The 16758-nt window shown below is 57.4% G+C and carries 16 protein-coding genes; 7 read left to right on the forward strand and 9 right to left on the reverse strand.

What is annotated here, in order from left to right; all coding sequences use genetic code 11:
* Positions 1–4 precede the first annotated feature (4 nt).
* The 8 genes from RVY79_RS03925 to RVY79_RS03960 form a co-directional block, all read right to left on the reverse strand.
* On the reverse strand, positions 5–808 hold the full coding sequence (locus RVY79_RS03925) for an alpha/beta fold hydrolase (protein ID WP_317462724.1): 804 nt from the start codon (positions 806–808) through the stop codon (positions 5–7).
* Between the two features lie 10 nt (positions 809–818).
* Positions 819–2024 carry a 3-oxoadipyl-CoA thiolase gene (pcaF, locus tag RVY79_RS03930; RefSeq protein ID WP_317462725.1) on the reverse strand — a complete coding sequence of 402 codons (1206 nt, stop codon included), beginning with the start codon at positions 2022–2024 and terminating at the stop codon, positions 819–821.
* A gap of 10 nt (positions 2025–2034) precedes the next feature.
* Positions 2035–2811 (reverse strand): CoA-transferase subunit beta, encoded by a 777-nt coding sequence (locus RVY79_RS03935; RefSeq protein WP_317462726.1) that lies wholly within the window; start codon positions 2809–2811, stop codon positions 2035–2037.
* Complete coding sequence (locus tag RVY79_RS03940) at positions 2808–3629, reverse strand: CoA transferase subunit A (protein WP_317462727.1); 822 nt, start codon at positions 3627–3629, stop codon at positions 2808–2810. The genes RVY79_RS03935 and RVY79_RS03940 overlap by 4 nt, the downstream gene beginning before the upstream one ends.
* 204 nt (positions 3630–3833) lie before the next feature.
* A complete protein-coding gene (gene accC, locus RVY79_RS03945) occupies positions 3834–5189 on the reverse strand; it encodes an acetyl-CoA carboxylase biotin carboxylase subunit (protein ID WP_317462728.1) in 1356 nt (451 codons plus the stop codon).
* Between the two features lie 35 nt (positions 5190–5224).
* Positions 5225–5743 (reverse strand): acetyl-CoA carboxylase biotin carboxyl carrier protein, encoded by a 519-nt coding sequence (gene accB / locus RVY79_RS03950; protein WP_317462729.1) that lies wholly within the window; start codon positions 5741–5743, stop codon positions 5225–5227.
* Between the two features lie 5 nt (positions 5744–5748).
* The gene (locus RVY79_RS03955) at positions 5749–7263 is read right to left on the reverse strand and encodes a pyruvate carboxylase subunit B (protein WP_317462730.1); all 1515 of its coding nucleotides are present in this window, start codon (positions 7261–7263) and stop codon (positions 5749–5751) included.
* Positions 7264–7358: 95 nt separating this feature from the next.
* Complete coding sequence (locus tag RVY79_RS03960; protein ID WP_317462731.1) at positions 7359–8729, reverse strand: short-chain fatty acid transporter; 1371 nt, start codon at positions 8727–8729, stop codon at positions 7359–7361.
* A 1293-nt stretch (positions 8730–10022) separates the two neighbouring features.
* Here RVY79_RS03960 and RVY79_RS03965 point away from each other — a divergent pair.
* The 7 genes from RVY79_RS03965 (at position 10023) to RVY79_RS03995 (ending at position 15771) form a co-directional block, all read left to right on the forward strand.
* Positions 10023–10814, forward strand: a complete 792-nt coding sequence (locus tag RVY79_RS03965; protein ID WP_317462732.1) for an IclR family transcriptional regulator C-terminal domain-containing protein — start codon at positions 10023–10025, stop codon at positions 10812–10814.
* A 304-nt stretch (positions 10815–11118) separates the two neighbouring features.
* On the forward strand, positions 11119–12084 hold the full coding sequence (locus RVY79_RS03970) for a sugar kinase (protein WP_317462733.1): 966 nt from the start codon (positions 11119–11121) through the stop codon (positions 12082–12084).
* A 41-nt stretch (positions 12085–12125) separates the two neighbouring features.
* The gene (locus tag RVY79_RS03975; protein ID WP_317462734.1) at positions 12126–13103 is read left to right on the forward strand and encodes a D-glycerate dehydrogenase; all 978 of its coding nucleotides are present in this window, start codon (positions 12126–12128) and stop codon (positions 13101–13103) included.
* A gap of 166 nt (positions 13104–13269) precedes the next feature.
* Entirely contained in the window at positions 13270–14028 is a 759-nt protein-coding gene (locus RVY79_RS03980) for an SDR family NAD(P)-dependent oxidoreductase (protein ID WP_317462735.1), read from the forward strand.
* Positions 14029–14190: 162 nt separating this feature from the next.
* Positions 14191–14868, forward strand: a complete 678-nt coding sequence (locus RVY79_RS03985; RefSeq protein WP_317462736.1) for an HAD-IA family hydrolase — start codon at positions 14191–14193, stop codon at positions 14866–14868.
* Positions 14869–14958: 90 nt separating this feature from the next.
* Positions 14959–15333, forward strand: a complete 375-nt coding sequence (locus RVY79_RS03990) for a translation initiation factor Sui1 (protein WP_317462737.1) — start codon at positions 14959–14961, stop codon at positions 15331–15333.
* A gap of 36 nt (positions 15334–15369) precedes the next feature.
* Positions 15370–15771, forward strand: a complete 402-nt coding sequence (locus tag RVY79_RS03995) for a YbaY family lipoprotein (RefSeq protein WP_317462738.1) — start codon at positions 15370–15372, stop codon at positions 15769–15771.
* 27 nt (positions 15772–15798) lie between these two features.
* On the opposite strand, the gene RVY79_RS04000 is transcribed toward RVY79_RS03995, so the two are convergent.
* Complete coding sequence (locus tag RVY79_RS04000) at positions 15799–16680, reverse strand: NAD-dependent protein deacetylase (protein WP_317462739.1); 882 nt, start codon at positions 16678–16680, stop codon at positions 15799–15801.
* Positions 16681–16758 lie beyond the last annotated feature (78 nt).

Consider the following 16758-nt stretch of genomic DNA (forward strand, 5'->3'; position numbering starts at 1 on the left):
TTGGTCAACGTTCCTGAGCGACGTGTTCATCGCCCAACCAAGCGCGCAGGCGCTTGGCGATCGCCTCGGGCACTTCCACACTGGGTACGTGGGCGATGTCCTCGAGTACTTCGAGACGCGCATCGCCGAACTGCGAGGCCAGCGTCTTCAAGGTATCGGGCGGGGTGGACAGATCCTCACGCCCCCCGAGAAGACGTACAGGTCCGCTGACATCACGCAACCGGCCGGTAAAATCGGTCGCGGCCAGCATTTCGCAGAGCCGTGCGTAACTTTCGTCATCAATGCGCGTGAGCTGAACTTTCCAGCCCGTGTAGACAGCCGTGTCACGCTGCACGAACGCCTCGGAAAACCAGCGCGGCACGATCTCGTCGGCCATGGCGGCCAGGCCTTCCTGGCGCACTCGCGACGCCCGCGTGTGCCAGTTGTCAGGCGTGCCGATGACTGCACCGGTATTGGTCAACACGACATCAGTAAGCCGCTCGGGGCACTGGACCAGCAACTGCTGGCCGACCACGCCACCGACCGACGTACCCACGAAGTGGAAGCGCGCAAGTCCCAAGGCATCGGCCAGGGCCAAGGCGTCATCAGCCAGATGTTCCGGCGTTACCGCTGTTGTCAGGCCGGTGCTCGCGCCATGACCGGGAAGATCCCAGGTCACGCAGCGAAAGCGTCCGCGCAGGGCTGCGACCACGCCTTCCCAGACGTCCTGACTCATACCCAGCGGATGTGCCAACAGCACCGCTGGCAGCGCGTTTTCGCCGCTATCACGATAGGCGATCGTGCGTTCCGCTACCGTCAAGAAAGCCATGCCGTTCTCCTCAAACGCGTTCGATCAAAGTGGCCACACCCTGACCCACACCGACACACATGGTGCACAGGGCGTAGCGCTTGTTCTGCGCGTGCAATTCATACGCTGCCGTCAGCAGCAAGCGCGCACCGGACATGCCCAGCGGATGGCCGAGCGCAATCGCCCCTCCGTTAGGATTGACGCGCGGGTCGTCGTCGGCGACGCCCAGCTCGCGCAGGCACGCCAGCCCTTGGGCGGCGAAGGCTTCGTTGAGCTCGATGATGTCGACCTCGTCGATGCCGATACCCAGGCGCTCGAGCAGCTTGCGCGTGGCCGGGACCGGCCCCATGCCCATGATGCGTGGCTCCACGCCGGCGGTGGCCATGCCCAGAATGCGCGCCATGGGGGTAAGCCCGTGACGCGCGACGGCGGCATCGCTGGCGACCAGCATCGCCGCTGCGCCATCGTTGACGCCGGACGCATTGCCGGCGGTAACACTGCCGCCCTCGCGAAACGGAGTCGGCAACTTGGCCAGTTTTTCCAGCGTGGTACCGGCACGCGGATGCTCGTCCTGATCGACGATCAGGGGATCCTGCTTGCGACGCGGCACCTCGACCGGCGTAATCTCCCGCGTCAGACGCCCTGACTGCTGGGCGCGCTCGGTCTTCTGCTGCGAGCGCACGGCGAAGGCATCCTGATCCTCGCGAGAAACATGAAATTGCTCGGCGACGTTCTCGGCGGTTTCGGGCATCGACTCGACGCCGAAGTGGTTCTTCATCAGCGGATTGACGAAGCGCCAACCGATGGTGGTGTCCTCGATCGCCTGAGCGCGCGAGAAGGCGGTCTCGGCCTTGCCCATCACGAAGGGCGCGCGCGACATGGATTCCACACCGCCCGCCAAGGCCAACTCGAACTCGCCCGCCTTGATGGCGCGGAACGCCGTACCCACGGCGTCCATGCCCGACCCGCACAGGCGGTTCATCGTGGTGCCGGGCACGCTGGTAGGCAGCCCGGCCAGCAACGCCGACATGCGCGCCACGTTGCGATTGTCCTCGCCGGCCTGGTTGGCGCAGCCCATGATCACTTCATCGATGGCCGCCGGATCGAGATCCGGCGCCTGGGCCAGCACGGCGCGGAAGATCGTCGCCGCCAGATCGTCGGGACGGACACTCGCCAGCACGCCGCCGAAGCGCCCCACGGCGGAACGCGTGGGATGACACAGCCAAACATCGCTCATCGAATTCTCCTCACGCCTCACCGGCGTGTTTACGTTCGGTACGCGCCTTGAGATCCCGCAGCACTTCCAGCTCGCGTGCATCAGGCGTCGGTGTCGTCTCGAGCTGCTCGGCGAAGCGAACCTCCCAGCCGGTAGCCTCGACCACGTCGTCACGCGTGACGCCCGGGTGCAGCGACACCACCACCAACTCCTTGGTTTCGGGATCGGGCTTCATGACACACAGGTCGGTGATCACCCTGGTCGGCCCACGGCCGATATTGGGCACACCATCGCGCGCCTTGCCGTCGCGACCGAAACCCAGCGTGGTGATGAAGTCCACGTCGTTGACGAAGGTCCGTTTGGAATGCTTGAGCGTGATGAAGACTTCGCCGGCGCTGGTGGCAATCTCCGGTGCCCCGCCGCCGCCCGGCAAACGTATCTTGGGCGATTGATAGTCACCGATCAGCGTAGTGTTGAGATTGCAGTAGCGGTCGATCTGCGCGGTCCCCAGGAAGCCCACGTCGACCTTGCCGCCCTGTAGCCAGTAGCGGAACATTTCCGGTACCGAGACGGTGGTCAACGCCGACTCGCACAGCTCGCCGTCGCCAATGGACAACGGCAACACCTCGGGCTTGGTCTGCAGGGTGCCGGATTCGTAGATCAGCACCACGTCCGGTGCGTGCGTCAGGCGGGCCAGATTAGCGGCCTCGGAGGGCAAGCCAATGCCCACGAAGCAAGTCATGCCGTTTTCCAGCGCTTTCGCCGCCGTCACGGTCATCATTTCCGAGGAGGTGTATTCGTTACTCATTGGGCCTGACCTCCTGCGTTGTAAACATTGTCATCGAGCCATGTCTGGAAGGTGTCGCGGTCGCGAGCGATGGCGTCCCACTCCTTGTAGAAGCGGTTGTCACGCGGGTAGTAGCCGTGAGCGTAGGAGGGATAAGCGCCCTTCTCGGCTACCGCGATAGCATCGATCGCCCATCCCGGAATCACGCAGGCGTTGGGGCCGGCTTCAAGGTCGTCGACCACTTCCTCGACGGTGACGATGCTCTTGCCCGCGGCGAGAATCGCTTCCTTCTGTACCCCGATGATGCCTTCCACCAGCACGTTGCCCTTGCGATCCGCCTTCTGCGCATGCACCACGCTGACATCGGGGCGGATCGATGGCACCGCCACGAGGCGTTCCCCGGTGAACGGACACTCGATGAACTTGATCTGGTCATTGACGCTGGGCAGCTCGCTACCCACATAACCGCGCAACACCGCCAGCGGCAGCCCCGCCCCGCCGGCCTCGAACGCGCACGCCATGGCCGCGTGACTATGCTCGAAGATCTCCACCTTGTGCGGCCAGCTTTTCTCCACCGCATCGCGCAAGCGATGCAGCGACCCCACGCCGGGATTTCCGCCCCAAGAGAAGATCAACTTCGTGGCGCACCCGGCACCGATCAATTGGTCGTAGACCAAATCCGGCGTCATGCGAATCAGCGTCAGGTCACGCTTACCCTGGCGAATGATCTCGTGCCCGGCAGCAGAGGGAATCAGGTGAGTGAAGCCTTCCAGGGCCACGGTGGCGCCATCTTCGACATAGCGCGCCACGGCGTCATGGAGGCTAAGAAATTCAGCCATATTTAAACCTCACACATTAAAAATTATAACAGGCATTACAAAGCGCCGCTGCATTAGTAACATTAAAATTAATATATAAACAGACCTACCTTACCATCAGGTAAAAGACTTCAAAACTCTGCCTTATAAAATAGCCACCCCTAACACCCCGAGGCGGCCTTAAGGCAACCACTTTCATCTAAATAACTTTCCACCCTGGTCACTCTATCTTTTCGATAAAAAATCAGCAACAAATTGAGTATTAAATTCGCCAGACCGAAAAGCCAGACTGCCAATCAATTCATGCTGAAAACCTGCAGTAGTTTTTACACCACCAACTTCTGTTTCTTTTAAAGCTCGCAGCATACGGTCTATTGCTTCTTCACGATCTCTTCCCCAGCAGATTATTTTACCAATCATAGAATCGTAAAAAGGCGGAATGGTATACCCTGTTTCTAAGTGGCTATCCATACGCACGCCAAAGCCACCTGCTGGACGATAAGAAGTTATTTTTCCAGGGCATGGGATAAAACCGATATCAGGATCTTCGGCATTCAAGCGACACTCAATGGCATGACCATTAATTTCGATATCGCTTTGGCTAAGAGAGATTTCTTGTCCGTCTGCAATACGGATCTGCTCTTTTATTATATCGATACCTGTAATCATTTCTGAAACGGGGTGCTCAACCTGAACACGGGTATTCATCTCAATGAAATAGAAATTTTTCTCAATATTATCATACACATACTCAACTGTACCCGCACTCCGGTAACCAACGGCTTTACATAGCCTAATGGCTGACTCGCATATCTCTTTACGCGCCGCCTCACTTAACTCAGGGGAAGGGGCCTCTTCGACCAACTTTTGATTGCGGCGCTGTGCTGTGCAGTCACGTTCGCCAAGATGCACAGTCGCTTCACCATCGGATAGTACCTGTACTTCAATATGGCGGATGTCAGTTAGGTATTTTTCGATATAAACCGAAGGATCTCCAAAGGCAACTTCTGCCTCAGACATTACCTCGCTTACCGCCCCGTTCAGCGCCTCAGCGTTCGGGACAACGCGCATGCCACGTCCGCCTCCGCCAGCGGAGGCCTTGATCAGAAGTGGGAACCCAATATCTTGAGCGATCTGTCGTGCAAGTTCTTCTTCCTCCACTGTCCCATCTGAACCAGGTATTGTCGGTACGTTAGCTTCTATTGCTACTTTTCGGGCTTCAATCTTATCCCCCATTTTCCTGATTATCTCGGAAGATGGCCCAATAAAATTGATCCCTTCCTCCTCACACTTTTGTGCAAAGCTAGGATTTTCCGAAAGGAATCCATATCCGGGATGCACTGCATCAACCCCGAAAGATAACGCAGCACTTACTAGCGCTTCTTGATTTTGGTAGCTGCGGTTAGAAGGCGCTGGGCCAACACATACCGAAGCATCGGCTAATTTCACAGGAAGAGAGTTAGCGTCAGCTTCAGAGTATGCAACAACACTTTTTATTCCCAACTCTTGGCATGCACGCACAACACGCAAGGCAATCTCGCCTCGATTTGCGATTAGCACACTTTTAATATCATTAAGCATACAATCTACTCCTTGTTAACCATAAACGGTAGAAGCTATGCTTTCTTAATTAGCATAAGAGGCTGACCATATTCGACCGGCTGCTGGTCATCCACATATATTTTTTTAACAGTGCCTTTCACCTTAGCTTCGATATTGCTCATCAATTTCATAACTTCAATGATGCAAAGGACACTCTCTGGCTCCACAGCTTGGCCTTCTTCCACAAACGCGGGAGCGCCAGGCTTTGGAGAAGAATAAAATGTACCTACCATGGGAGCCTTAATCAGCACTTCGCCCTCGCCAGCTTCTATCGTAGCAGGCGTTTCAGCTACTGGAGTTTCAGCAGCAGGGGCACTATCTTTTGGTGCGCTAGGCGCAGGGGCCGGGGTAGCTTGCGGCTGCGGTGTAGCGGCAGGCGACGGCTGGGCCATAGCCGAGCCGCTATCTGCATTGCGTGACAGAGCTACTTCTAGATCGCCGTATTTTAGAGAAAACTCTTGAATGTCTTGGCTTACGTTCAGCCATTCCACAAGCTCTTTTATTTCATCGATGCTAACGTTCTTAGTGCTCATGATAATCACTCTCCACGTGACAGGTTAATTTCTAAGTCGCCATTCTTAATATAAACCCTACCGGTCTTTCTCTTGGCAGCAAGGTCTTTAACAAGGCCCAGCATCGAGCTTGGCACTACTTCATCATTTGTGCCGTTTTTAATCGCTTCTTTCATGTCATCAACCTGATTGCCTGCAAACATAGCTCTTAGCAGCAACTCATCTTCAGTAGCTTCAGGATAACGACGCTTCAGATCCGGCAGCATGGGTTCGATAGGTTGACGCTCCATTGCAATATCAGAAGAGCCGTTGGCAATGATGCGATCATAAACGTCTGGGTCCACTGGCCCGAGAAGTCGACCATAGTAACCTAGGACATACTTTTTAATTTCATTAGGAACGTTGCTATAACGCTCACCTGTAATAACGTTCATTACCGCCTGTGTCCCGACAAACTGAGCGAAGGGAGTGATCATGATCGGCCATGCAAGCTCAGCGCGGACACGTGCTATTTCTTCTAGCAGCTCATCAAATCTATCTTCTAGGCCAGCAGTAGCTAGCTGTTCCTGGAAGTTTGATAGCATCCCACCCGGCAACTGGTGTTTATAATGAAGTGCGTCGTACTCAAGAGGCTTGCCAAAAGGTTTTCCCTCTCTTTTCGCTATTTCGGAAAAATGCTCGCTAATCTGAGCAATTTTTTCGTCATCCACATTAACTTTATATCCGAGCTCTCGCAGATTACGTACGATGCTTTGTGTTGCAGGCTGCCCAGCACCGTTTGCCAAAGGAGCAATCGAAGTATGAAGCATGTCGCAGCCAAGTTCTGCTGCCTCAAGATAAACGAGAGGAGCCAGTGCTGTAAGACAGTGACTATGCAGCTCGAGAGGACGATCACCAATAACAGATTTAATTGCAGGAATCAGTGTTTGCACCCGCTCCGGCGTTAAAAGGCCACCTGCATCTTTGAGCATGATGGTATCAACGTCGGCCTTCTCAATAATCTCTTTTGCTGTCTGAACGTAAAGCTCATCGGTATGTACCGGGCTTTCGCAGTAAGACAGTGCACCAAATGTTTCTGCGCCCAAGGACTTGGCCTTTCTTAGGCCCGCTGCAATGTTGTTGACATCATTCAGCCCATCAAACGCACCAATCACACGGAAGCCATTAGCATAGAGCCGCTCTACCCATTTCTCTATAACGTCATCGGCTAGAAAATCAAAGGCAGCAATATTCTTTGACCTAATCAGTGCCCGGAATTTAGTGTCAGGCGCCTTTTCATGGGTCAGCCTAACGCGCTCCCACGGATCTTCTTTGAGGTACCTGACCGCGACATCAAACTGGATTGGTGCAACCAGATCAACGTTCTGAAAGCCCACCTCATTGAAAACGCCAGCAACCGGTGTGATATGGCGTGTGCGCATTCTAGTTGCCCAGAGACTCTGGTGGGCATCTCGCAACGTCGTATCTATAATTTTAATTTCACGCTGGCTACCTGCAGGGCGGCCACCCTCTCCAAGGAGAGCTGAGATAGATTTTTTCATATTTGACTCCATTGACATTACAACTCCATTCATTAAATTTTTCATGATATACAGAAGCCATAAGGGTCTAATAATTTAAAATTTTCTACATAGAATTATAGAACAAGCATACCCAGGCTAATAACCACGCCACTAACGATAAGCACTAAAGCGGTATACCCCATAATTGACCTTATATTTAGTCCAGCAATAGCCAACAGAGGCAGAGCCCAGAAGGGCTGAACCATATTTGTCCAAGCATCTCCCCAAGCTACGGCCATCGCGACACGAGGAATGTCCGCGTTAAGCTGTTGTGCTGCTTCGACTACTATCGGTCCTTGCATAACCCATTGCCCACCGCCAGCGGGTATAAAGAAATTAATAATCCCAGCGCTAATGAATGATAAAAATGGCAGGGTCTCTTCGGTCGCTATAGAGACTAGCGAGCTACCTAAGTCTGCAGCCATACCTGTGTTAGCGATAACCCCCATCATAGCGGCATAAAACGGAAACTGGATGATAATACCACTTGATGCAGCGGACCCTTTAATACAGTAATGGATATATGCCCTGATACTGGGAGCGAGCAGAAGCCCAAGAGCAAAGAAGCTCATAATGACTGAATTTATATTAACAGTCCCGCCTGCTACGAAGTAACTTATTAGGGATACCATGGCTATAATGCCAAGTATCAGCGGAATATAGCGACTTTTCTCTAGCTTTTCCGCTGGGGTCATGTCCTGTTTTTTTGTAGGTGCTTCGCGGACATCGTCATCATCGGAAGCTTCCGATTCTGGCAAGTTAACCCTTTCTTCTTCAGGCTTTGGCCGCATCAATACTAATGAAAAGGGGACAACAATAACTATTGCAAAAAGCAAGACCAAGTTAAAAGGTGAAAAGATTGTTTCTGTAACTGGAATAACGCCGATCTCTGAAACCAAGAAATGATCTGGACTAGCGATCACTGTCGGTATGGACCCACCATATCCTGCGTGCCAGACAATAAACCCTGCATAGGCAGCCGCCACAATAAGTGGATAGTGGACTTTCCCACGGTGAGCGATACCCATCTCGCGCGCGACAATCCCACCAACGACTAAGCCAAACCCCCAAGATATCCAACTTCCCAACATTGCAACCAAGGTAGTAGTAACGATTACCTGAGCCTCAGTTTTAGGAATTCTGGTGAATGAGGTTATAGCTTTCTTAACAAAAGGTGTATGCGCCAAACTAAACCCAGTCACCATAACCAGGATGATTTGATAAGTAAACTCCATTATACTAAAAAAGCCAGCGTTCCAGTAATCAATTACTGCACGAGCACTATTGTTTGGCTCCCAATATATACCTAACCCGACCACAACGAGAGTTAGGAAAAACAGGAACACAAACGCATCTGGCAAGTATCTCTCCGAGATGCGAGTAAACAAATTTGCTATTGACCTCATCGGCCCATTTTTTGAGCTTATGCTTATACTATTCTTCATAACCACCTTCTTGAGATAAGAATGAGCTTATAGCTATGCTTCCTGCTTGTTTTTAGGTATCCAGGGAACGAAGTGAGATTGGAATAGCAACCTTTGTTCGTCAAGCGGCTTTATGTACGCATTACGTACGAACAACGTAAGTCGTTGAAATGAAAAAACTTGAATCATTACTTTTTTCTTCTGATTTAGACTATTGTCTAATTATACTCAGCCAGCCACCTCATCAGCTCAATGAGAAGCCGCACAAACCATCATTTACGGCTACCTGCATATGGGCATCTACGAGGTCCATACCAAGTAGGTCAAAGCATATCTATCCGCGGCTGTCGACCGAACCTCCAATTCGCGCTTTCGAATGGCGACCGTGGCCACCAGCCAATAGGCATAACGCAGCCGCGCATTACTCCCTTTACCCCAACCGGTAACGACTGCAAGTATTGCCACTCGGCGAAGCCGACAGGTTGTAACCGCAAAACTTCAAGTACTGGTGATGAGGCGCACAGCGTCGTAGCCCCCCTCCCACCGCAGGATCATCAAGGCGACGATAGCCCCCACGCCAGGCAGCGCCTGTAACCGGATGAAGTTCACATATCTTTAGGTGTGTCGCTGCCAGGGTCTGGCGTTGCTCGGTCAGCGCGAGATAGCACCTCAACTGCAGCTGAAAGGTGGCAATCTCCGGCGTCGACAGGCGAGTCCGGTGCAGCGGGAAGCCATGCTGGACTAGACCTTTTCATAGAGGCCTTCCAAGTACTGCTGCTGGCGACCTTGCGGCCGACGTACTCCCAAGCGGCCTCGACAAAAGCCTCACGGTGCCATGCCCTGATGCTGGCGAGAGTCGGGAAGATCCGTAGGAAGTGGCAGAACCAGGCAGCTCGAGAGTTGTTCAGGTAGCGTTCCATCTCCGGGAAGTACAAGATTAGGTATTGGTTGACTAGGCTATGCTGGTAGCAGGTGCGAGCCCGAGAGATCTGCTAATAGATGTTCGGGGCCTCCAGAATATCAAAGAATCCTCCACGCAACGGATCATGAAATGGTTGCGACATGCCGTGAGTCAGCAGGTACATCAAGACACGCGCATCGCCGCGACCAGGTCCTGAGCCCGGCACTGTTCACGGCCAGTGGAACTCGTGAAAGGGTGGCGTAAAAGTTGCTCGTACAATGGATTTCTCCCTTGTAGCCTTCCACCACTAGCGTATTAGCGAACATATGTTCGCAATTCGAACACTATGCTAAAGTCAGCCAGATGACCGAGCAACACAATGCAAATGATCAGAACACGACGGCGCACAATCGATGATTACACAGACCAACGATGAACCTCTTAAACCAGACGATCGCGATTTCGTTACCGCACTGGCAAGCGGCCTAGAAGTCATCATGGCATTCGATCAGGCCAAGCCTCGCATGACACTCAGCGAGGTCGCCACGAAAACCCACATGAACCGAGCCAAGGCCAGGCGTTTCCTGTTGACCTTGCATGCCTTGGGATACGTGCGTAAGCAGGAGCGTTATTTCGAGCTTTCACCCAAAACGCTGCAGCTTGGCTATGCGTTTCTCTCCGCCAATAATTACCGCACGGTGATCCAGCAGCACCTTGAAGACATCACGCACCAAACCGGTGAGTCATCATCGCTGGGCGTACTCGACGGCGACGAAGTCACCTACGTGTGCCGTTCGGCAGCAACTCACCGGCTGATGGCGATCACGCTGGCGATCGGTACCCGCCTGCCGGCGGTCGCGACCTCGATGGGACGTGTGCTGCTCGCGCGACTGCCTGACGACAAACTCGATGCACTGCTTGCAACAGTCACTCTGACGCAACACACAGAACGCACCATCACCGACAAGGACGAGCTCCGCGACTGCCTGCATCAGGTCCGCGAGCAAGGTTATTGTATCGTCGACCAAGAGCTCGACTCCGGCCTGCGCTCGCTTGCCGTGCCCGCCTTCGACGCCCACGGCAAGCTGCTCGGTGCCATCAACGTGAGCACCAACGCAGCGCGCATCGATATGACGATGCTGACCGAACGTTTCTTGCCACTACTTCGCGAGAAAGCGCAACAGATTGCCAGTCAGGTCAACTAACGCTCTCACCTCGCTTCAATCTTCAAGAAAACTTCAGGCCAGGCTTGGCCAGCCAGCTCGTCGAAAAGTACACCCAGCAAACGCAATAAACGCTCATGCGCGGGGCAAATCGCCCCGCGCCCCCCCTCATCTAGCCCTCCTTTAGCCCCTCCCTCGTCCCTTATCCTCGACCAAAGTCTAGGTATGTTCGATTGTCGTGATGTCCCGGTGTTTCTATGATGGGCTTTCCCATCGATGACCGCTCGCCCCGTCGCGATGCCGTGCCTTCGGCAACCGCTTTTGCAGCTTCTTTCAGGATCTTGTCATGATCGATTCCACTACACCGGATATCCTGACCTTCGGTGAAGCGATGACGCTGTTCATCGCCGAAACCCCCGGCGACCTGGCCGAGGTCGAGCGCTTCCAGCGGCGCATTGCCGGCGCCGATACCAATGTCGCCATCGGCCTGGCGCGTCTGGCCTTTCACGTCGCCTGGATCAGCCGCGTCGGTGACGATGGTTTTGGCACCTTCATCCGTCGCACGCTCGAAGGCGAAGGTCTCGACTGCCGCTACCTGAGTACCGATGCCGAGCATCCCACCGGCCTGGTCTTCAAGGAACGCGCCGAACACGGCGAGGATCCCAAGGTGGCCTATTACCGGCGCGGCAGTGCCGCCAGCCACCTGGGCGTGACCGACGTCGGCGACCTCGACTTCCAGGGTGTGCGTCACCTGCACGCCACCGGCTTGCCTCCGGCGCTTTCGTCAAGCACGCGCGAGCTCGCCTTCCACATGCTGGAACGCGCTCGCGAGGCCGGCCTCACGATCAGCTTCGATCCCAACCTGCGGCCCTCGCTGTGGAGCAGCGAAACCGAAATGCGCGAGACCCTCAACGCACTGGCCGCACATGCCGACTGGGTGCTGCCGGGCCTGGCCGAGGGCCAGCGACTGACCGGCCTCGACAACGCGCACGACATCGCCGGTTATTATCTCGATCAAGGCGCCAGCGGAGTCATCATCAAGCTCGGCCCGGAAGGCAGCTACGTGCGCACGGCGGACGATGCTGGCATGGTGGAGGGCGTGGTGGCGGCCCACGTCGTCGATACCGTAGGCGCTGGTGACGGCTTCGCGGTGGGCGTGATCAGCGCCCTGCTCGACGGGTGCTCGCCACGCCAGGCCGCGCATCGCGGCAATCTCATCGGCGCCGAACAGGTTCAGGTCGTCGGCGACATGGAAGGCCTGCCGCACCGGGCCCGGCTGCGCGACCTGGAAGCTGCACACCCATTGGCGTGACGACACGCCACCATGCCGTATTTCACGATCAGGAGTCCTGCATGACCAAGCGCATCCTCGCCTTCGGGCGACTCAAGCCGCATCATCTCGGCCAATTGCGCACACACTTCCACGTCGATTATTTCGACCACCTGGAAAGCGCCGACGACCCTGCGTTTCGTGAAGCACTGAGCGAAGCGCACGCCCTGCTGGGCGCCAGCCTGCCGATCACCTCCGAGCTGCTCGACGATGCACCTCATCTAGAGACCATCTCGAGCATCTCGGTGGGGGTCGACAACTACCCCGTGGACGAGCTGACCCAGCGCAACATCCTGCTCTGCCACACCCCGGATGTGCTCACCGAGACCACTGCGGATACCGGCTTCTTGCTGATCATGGCCAGCGCCCGCCGCGCAGTGGAACTGGCCAACATGGTCAAGCAAGGGCAATGGACGAGCAGTATCGGCGAGCCTCACTTCGGCACCGATGTCCACGGCAAGACGCTGGGCATGGTCGGCTTCGGGCGTATCGGCCAGGCCATCGCACGGCGCGGTGCGCTGGGCTTCGGCATGCAAGTGCTCTACACCCATGCCTCACCCAAGCCAGCACTGGAAGAAGAGCTAGGCGCGACGCACTGCGAATTCGACGCCTTGCTCGAACAGGCCGACTTCGTCTGCGTCAACGTGCCGCTGACCGCCGAGACCACCGGCTTGATCGACGCCGATGTGCTCAAGCGCATGAAGTCCTCGGCGATTCTGATCAATATCGCGCGCGGCAAGGTAGTCGACGAACAAGCGCTGATCGAGGCACTTTCCAACGGCGAAATCCTCGCCGCGGGGCTGGATGTCTTCGCTCAGGAACCGCTGCCCGGCGATTCACCACTCACGCGGATGGACAACGTCGTGACCCTGCCGCATATCGGCTCGGCGACGCATGAGACGCGCGAGGCCATGGCCCAGCGCGCCGTCGACAATGTCATCGCCGCCCTCCAGGGCCAGCAACCACCGAGCCCCTACAACGACGTCACACCACGCGGCTGACGTCTCTCCCATACGCCGCAAGCATTACCTCCCTTCACGCCTGCGCCTCTCGGTGCGGGCGTTTTCGACGCATGACACGCACGCTTGAAACCTGGGATCCCGCCCCCAGTCAGTGCTCACTGACAGCGGCCCCACGCCGCTCACTTTCCGATTCGGGAGCCACTCCATGTCCTCCAGCATTGCCCTCATCACCGGCGCAGGCCGAGGCCTCGGCCGCAGCATGGCGCTGCACCTCGCAGCCGCCGGCGTCGGCGTCATCGGTACCTACCGTCACCATCGCGACGAAGCACTGGCGGTCGCCCGCGAAATCGAGGCCGCCGGCGGCACGGCGGCGATGCTCAAGCTCGACATCGGCGATAGCGCCGCCTTCGCCGAATTCAAGGACAACGTCGCGGACACGTTGGAAAACGCCTTCGGCCGCACGGAGCTGGATGCCGTGGTCCACAACGCGGGCGAGGGCATTCTCGCGTCCTACGAAGAGACCACCGAAGACGATCTCGACGCCCTCTACCGCACCCACTTCAAGGGCCCATTCCTGCTCAGCCAAGCCCTGCTGCCGATGATCGCCCGGGGCGGACGCATCCTGAACGTCTCCACCGCCGCCACGCGCTTCGTGCTGGACAATCACTGCGCCTACTCGGCGATGAAGAGCGCGCTGGAGGTAACCACACGCTACATGGCCAAGGAACTCGGCGAGCGCCGGATCACGGTCAACGCCATCGCCCCCGGCGCCGTGGAAACCGACTTCGCCGGCGGCGCGGTCCGCGACGACCCAGCGCTCAACGCCCACTTCCGCGCAATCACGCCACTAGGGCGCACCGCCAAGCCGGATGATATCGGCGCTGCGGTCGCGAGCCTTCTGTCGAACGATTTCGGCTGGCTCAACGGCGAACGCATCGAACTCACCGGCGGGCAATCGCTTTAAACGCCTCCCCGGCCTTGCCATCACGGTCTGGGGCAACTAAGGTTCTAGAATGCGTTTAAAAACGCCGTTCACAAACTCGACGCGTCTTCTCAAGCCTGGGCGATGCGGGCCGATATTTGGGATAATGAGCGGTTCCATTCACTTCGCCCTCGAGGCTCCACCATGTCTCATCCGCTATGCCTGCTATTCGACTGCGATGGCACCCTGGTTGATAGCGAACCGCTTCTCGCCGAGGTCATGGCCGATGTTTTGACCCGTGCCGGATTACCCTTTTCCGCGGCCCAATACATGGAAGAGTTTCGTGGCGTCAGGTTCGCCAACATCGTCGCCGAGCTGGAGCGCCGTGACGGCGCCCTGGACGACGCCACTCGAGAGGCCGCCGAGGCGGAGATGCGCCGTACCATGCAGACGCGCATGAATACTGAGCTGCAGCCGATTCCGGGGATCCGCGAGGCGCTCGACCGGCTCACCGAGCATCCCCGCTGCGTCGTCTCCAACGGCCCCGAGCACAAGATTCGCCGCGCCCTCGACAGCACGGGCCTGCGCGCCTATTTCGGAGACCGCCTCTACAGCGGCTACACTATCGAGCGCTGGAAGCCCGACCCCACTCTGTTCCTGCATGCCGCGCGCGAGATGGGGGCTTCGCCCGAACGCTGCGTGGTCATCGACGATGCCGCTGTAGGCGTCGCGGCCGGCTTGGCGGCAGGGATGCGCACGATCCACATCAACCGCTTCCCCGAACGCGAGACCACCCCCGAGGGCGCCATCGCCCTGCACAACATGCGCGATCTACCCAGTGCCGTCGCACGATTGGAACAATTGGAAGCCGTGCTCCACTGACTCCGCCGGGTGGCATAGACCGATATCGTGCCCAACGGCATGGCGCGTTATCATGGAGACCTCGCGACACATCGATTCAGGGAGGCGCGCATGGCATCGCTGCAGGATCAGTTACGCGGACGGGTATACTCCACCGAACACGGCGAGACCTGCCCCGAGTGCCGGGCACCGCTCGCCGAGTGTCGCTGTGCCGAGGCTGCGGAGGAAGCACGCCTGGCAAGCCTCGATGGCACCGTTCGCCTGCGCCGTGAGACCAAGGGGCGCAAGGGCAAGGGCGTGACCCTGATCGAAGGCGTACCGCTCAAGGCCGACGAACTCAAGCCCTTGGCCAAGGCGCTCAAGCAGCGCTGTGGCACTGGCGGCGCCATCAAGGACGGCGTCATCGAGATTCAAGGCGATCAGCGCGACACGCTCAAGGCGGAACTGGAAGCGCGCGGCTATCGCGTTAAACTGGCCGGCGGCTAGGCATGGTCGGTCTTTCCCATGCGTAAGGAGGTCTTCATGCCCTTGCCACGTAGCCTGCACGCCATGCTCACCGGACTGCTACTGATCGGACTCACGGGCTGCGCCAGCGGCCCCGATTTCAAGACCCTCGATACTCGGGTCGTCTTCGATCAACCGCCCGAGCTGTCGGACGATGCCGCACTCAACGTCACATTGAAGGATAGCGACGACGGCGCCACCGTAGCGGAAAGCCGCTATACGCACTTCGATGCCCCCGCCACAGAGGTCACCCTGCAATACGCCCAAGGGGCCATCGAGGCAGCGCATACGTACGTCTTGCAAGCCGAGGTACGTGACCAAGGACGGTTGACGCATCTCAACCGCGAGCGCGTCGAAGTCTTCAACGGCAAGACCGGCACCACGCCGACCGTCACACTGGTACCCGTTTCACGTCAGTGAACGGACGCGCAGCGGTATCCGGCGCAGCTAAGTGTTGGTGGTCGAGGCCTGAATCGCCGCCCCGTCGGTGGGCATAGCGGATTTCAAGGAACGCAGCGCGGCGTCCAGCGTCTCGCCCGCCGACGCTTCGACCTTGAGGCTAAACAACGCGTCGGCACGCGTGCGCCCCACGTTGATGCAGGCCATCGGCTTGCCCGACGCCGCCGCTCGACGCGCAAAGCGATAGCCTGAATAGACCATCAACGATGAGCCTACCACCAGCATCGCGTCGGCACGCTCAAGGGCATCGAAGGCCGCCTCCACACGGGCACGTGGCACGCTGTCGCCGAAGAACACTACATCGGGCTTGAAGATACCGTCACCGCAACGCGCGCAGGACAGCAACGAGAAATCGCTAAAGTCATTCTGCCCCAGGTCGGCATCGCCATCCGGCCCAACGCTCGCCTCCAGGCCCGTCCAATGAGGATTGAGGCGCGCCAGGGCGGCGTGCAAGGCATGGCGCATCCGAGTCGCTCCGCAACGCATGCAACGCACCACGTCGGCCTGGCCGTGTAGGTCGATCACGCGCCGCGATCCGGCGCGCTGGTGAAGCCCGTCGACATTCTGCGTGACCAACTGCTCGATGCGTCCGGCACGCTCCAGCGCGGCCAGCGCGTAATGCCCACGCCCCGGACGCGCCTCGGAGAGCGCCTGGAACCCCACCAGGCTACGCGCCCAGTAGCGGCGACGTGCGATGTCGCTGTGCATGAACGTCTGATGCGTCATCGGCGGCGAGCGTTTCCAGGCGCCCTGTTCATCACGGTAGTCGGGGATGCCGCTATCGGTGCTCATTCCGGCTCCGGTGAGCACGAAAAGCCGCGAATGACGAGAAAGAAAGGTCGTCAAGGACGACACTGAGGAATCGGACATCGTGATCTCCCGGGCAAAGCCGATGTCTCATGATACAACCGGCGCCCCGCGTCGCCACAAGCACCCATCATGCGCCGG

This window comes from Chromohalobacter sp. HP20-39 (genome assembly GCF_033052815.1).
GTDB lineage: Bacteria > Pseudomonadota > Gammaproteobacteria > Pseudomonadales > Halomonadaceae > Chromohalobacter.

Coding starts and splice junctions, on each gene's coding strand:
- accC (WP_317462728.1), bottom strand. CDS start 5,189: ATGCTTAATGATATTAAAAGTGTGCTAATCGCAAATCGAGGCGAGATT.
- RVY79_RS03975 (WP_317462734.1), top strand. CDS start 12,126: ATGACCAAGCGCATCCTCGCCTTCGGGCGACTCAAGCCGCATCATCTC.
- RVY79_RS03965 (WP_317462732.1), top strand. CDS start 10,023: ATGATTACACAGACCAACGATGAACCTCTTAAACCAGACGATCGCGAT.
- RVY79_RS03935 (WP_317462726.1), bottom strand. CDS start 2,811: ATGAGTAACGAATACACCTCCTCGGAAATGATGACCGTGACGGCGGCG.
- RVY79_RS03955 (WP_317462730.1), bottom strand. CDS start 7,263: ATGAAAAAATCTATCTCAGCTCTCCTTGGAGAGGGTGGCCGCCCTGCA.
- RVY79_RS04000 (WP_317462739.1), bottom strand. CDS start 16,680: ATGTCCGATTCCTCAGTGTCGTCCTTGACGACCTTTCTTTCTCGTCAT.
- RVY79_RS03940 (WP_317462727.1), bottom strand. CDS start 3,629: ATGGCTGAATTTCTTAGCCTCCATGACGCCGTGGCGCGCTATGTCGAA.
- accB (WP_317462729.1), bottom strand. CDS start 5,743: ATGAGCACTAAGAACGTTAGCATCGATGAAATAAAAGAGCTTGTGGAA.
- RVY79_RS03990 (WP_317462737.1), top strand. CDS start 14,959: ATGGCATCGCTGCAGGATCAGTTACGCGGACGGGTATACTCCACCGAA.
- RVY79_RS03985 (WP_317462736.1), top strand. CDS start 14,191: ATGTCTCATCCGCTATGCCTGCTATTCGACTGCGATGGCACCCTGGTT.
- RVY79_RS03925 (WP_317462724.1), bottom strand. CDS start 808: ATGGCTTTCTTGACGGTAGCGGAACGCACGATCGCCTATCGTGATAGC.
- RVY79_RS03960 (WP_317462731.1), bottom strand. CDS start 8,729: ATGAAGAATAGTATAAGCATAAGCTCAAAAAATGGGCCGATGAGGTCA.
- RVY79_RS03995 (WP_317462738.1), top strand. CDS start 15,370: ATGCCCTTGCCACGTAGCCTGCACGCCATGCTCACCGGACTGCTACTG.
- pcaF (WP_317462725.1), bottom strand. CDS start 2,024: ATGAGCGATGTTTGGCTGTGTCATCCCACGCGTTCCGCCGTGGGGCGC.
- RVY79_RS03980 (WP_317462735.1), top strand. CDS start 13,270: ATGTCCTCCAGCATTGCCCTCATCACCGGCGCAGGCCGAGGCCTCGGC.
- RVY79_RS03970 (WP_317462733.1), top strand. CDS start 11,119: ATGATCGATTCCACTACACCGGATATCCTGACCTTCGGTGAAGCGATG.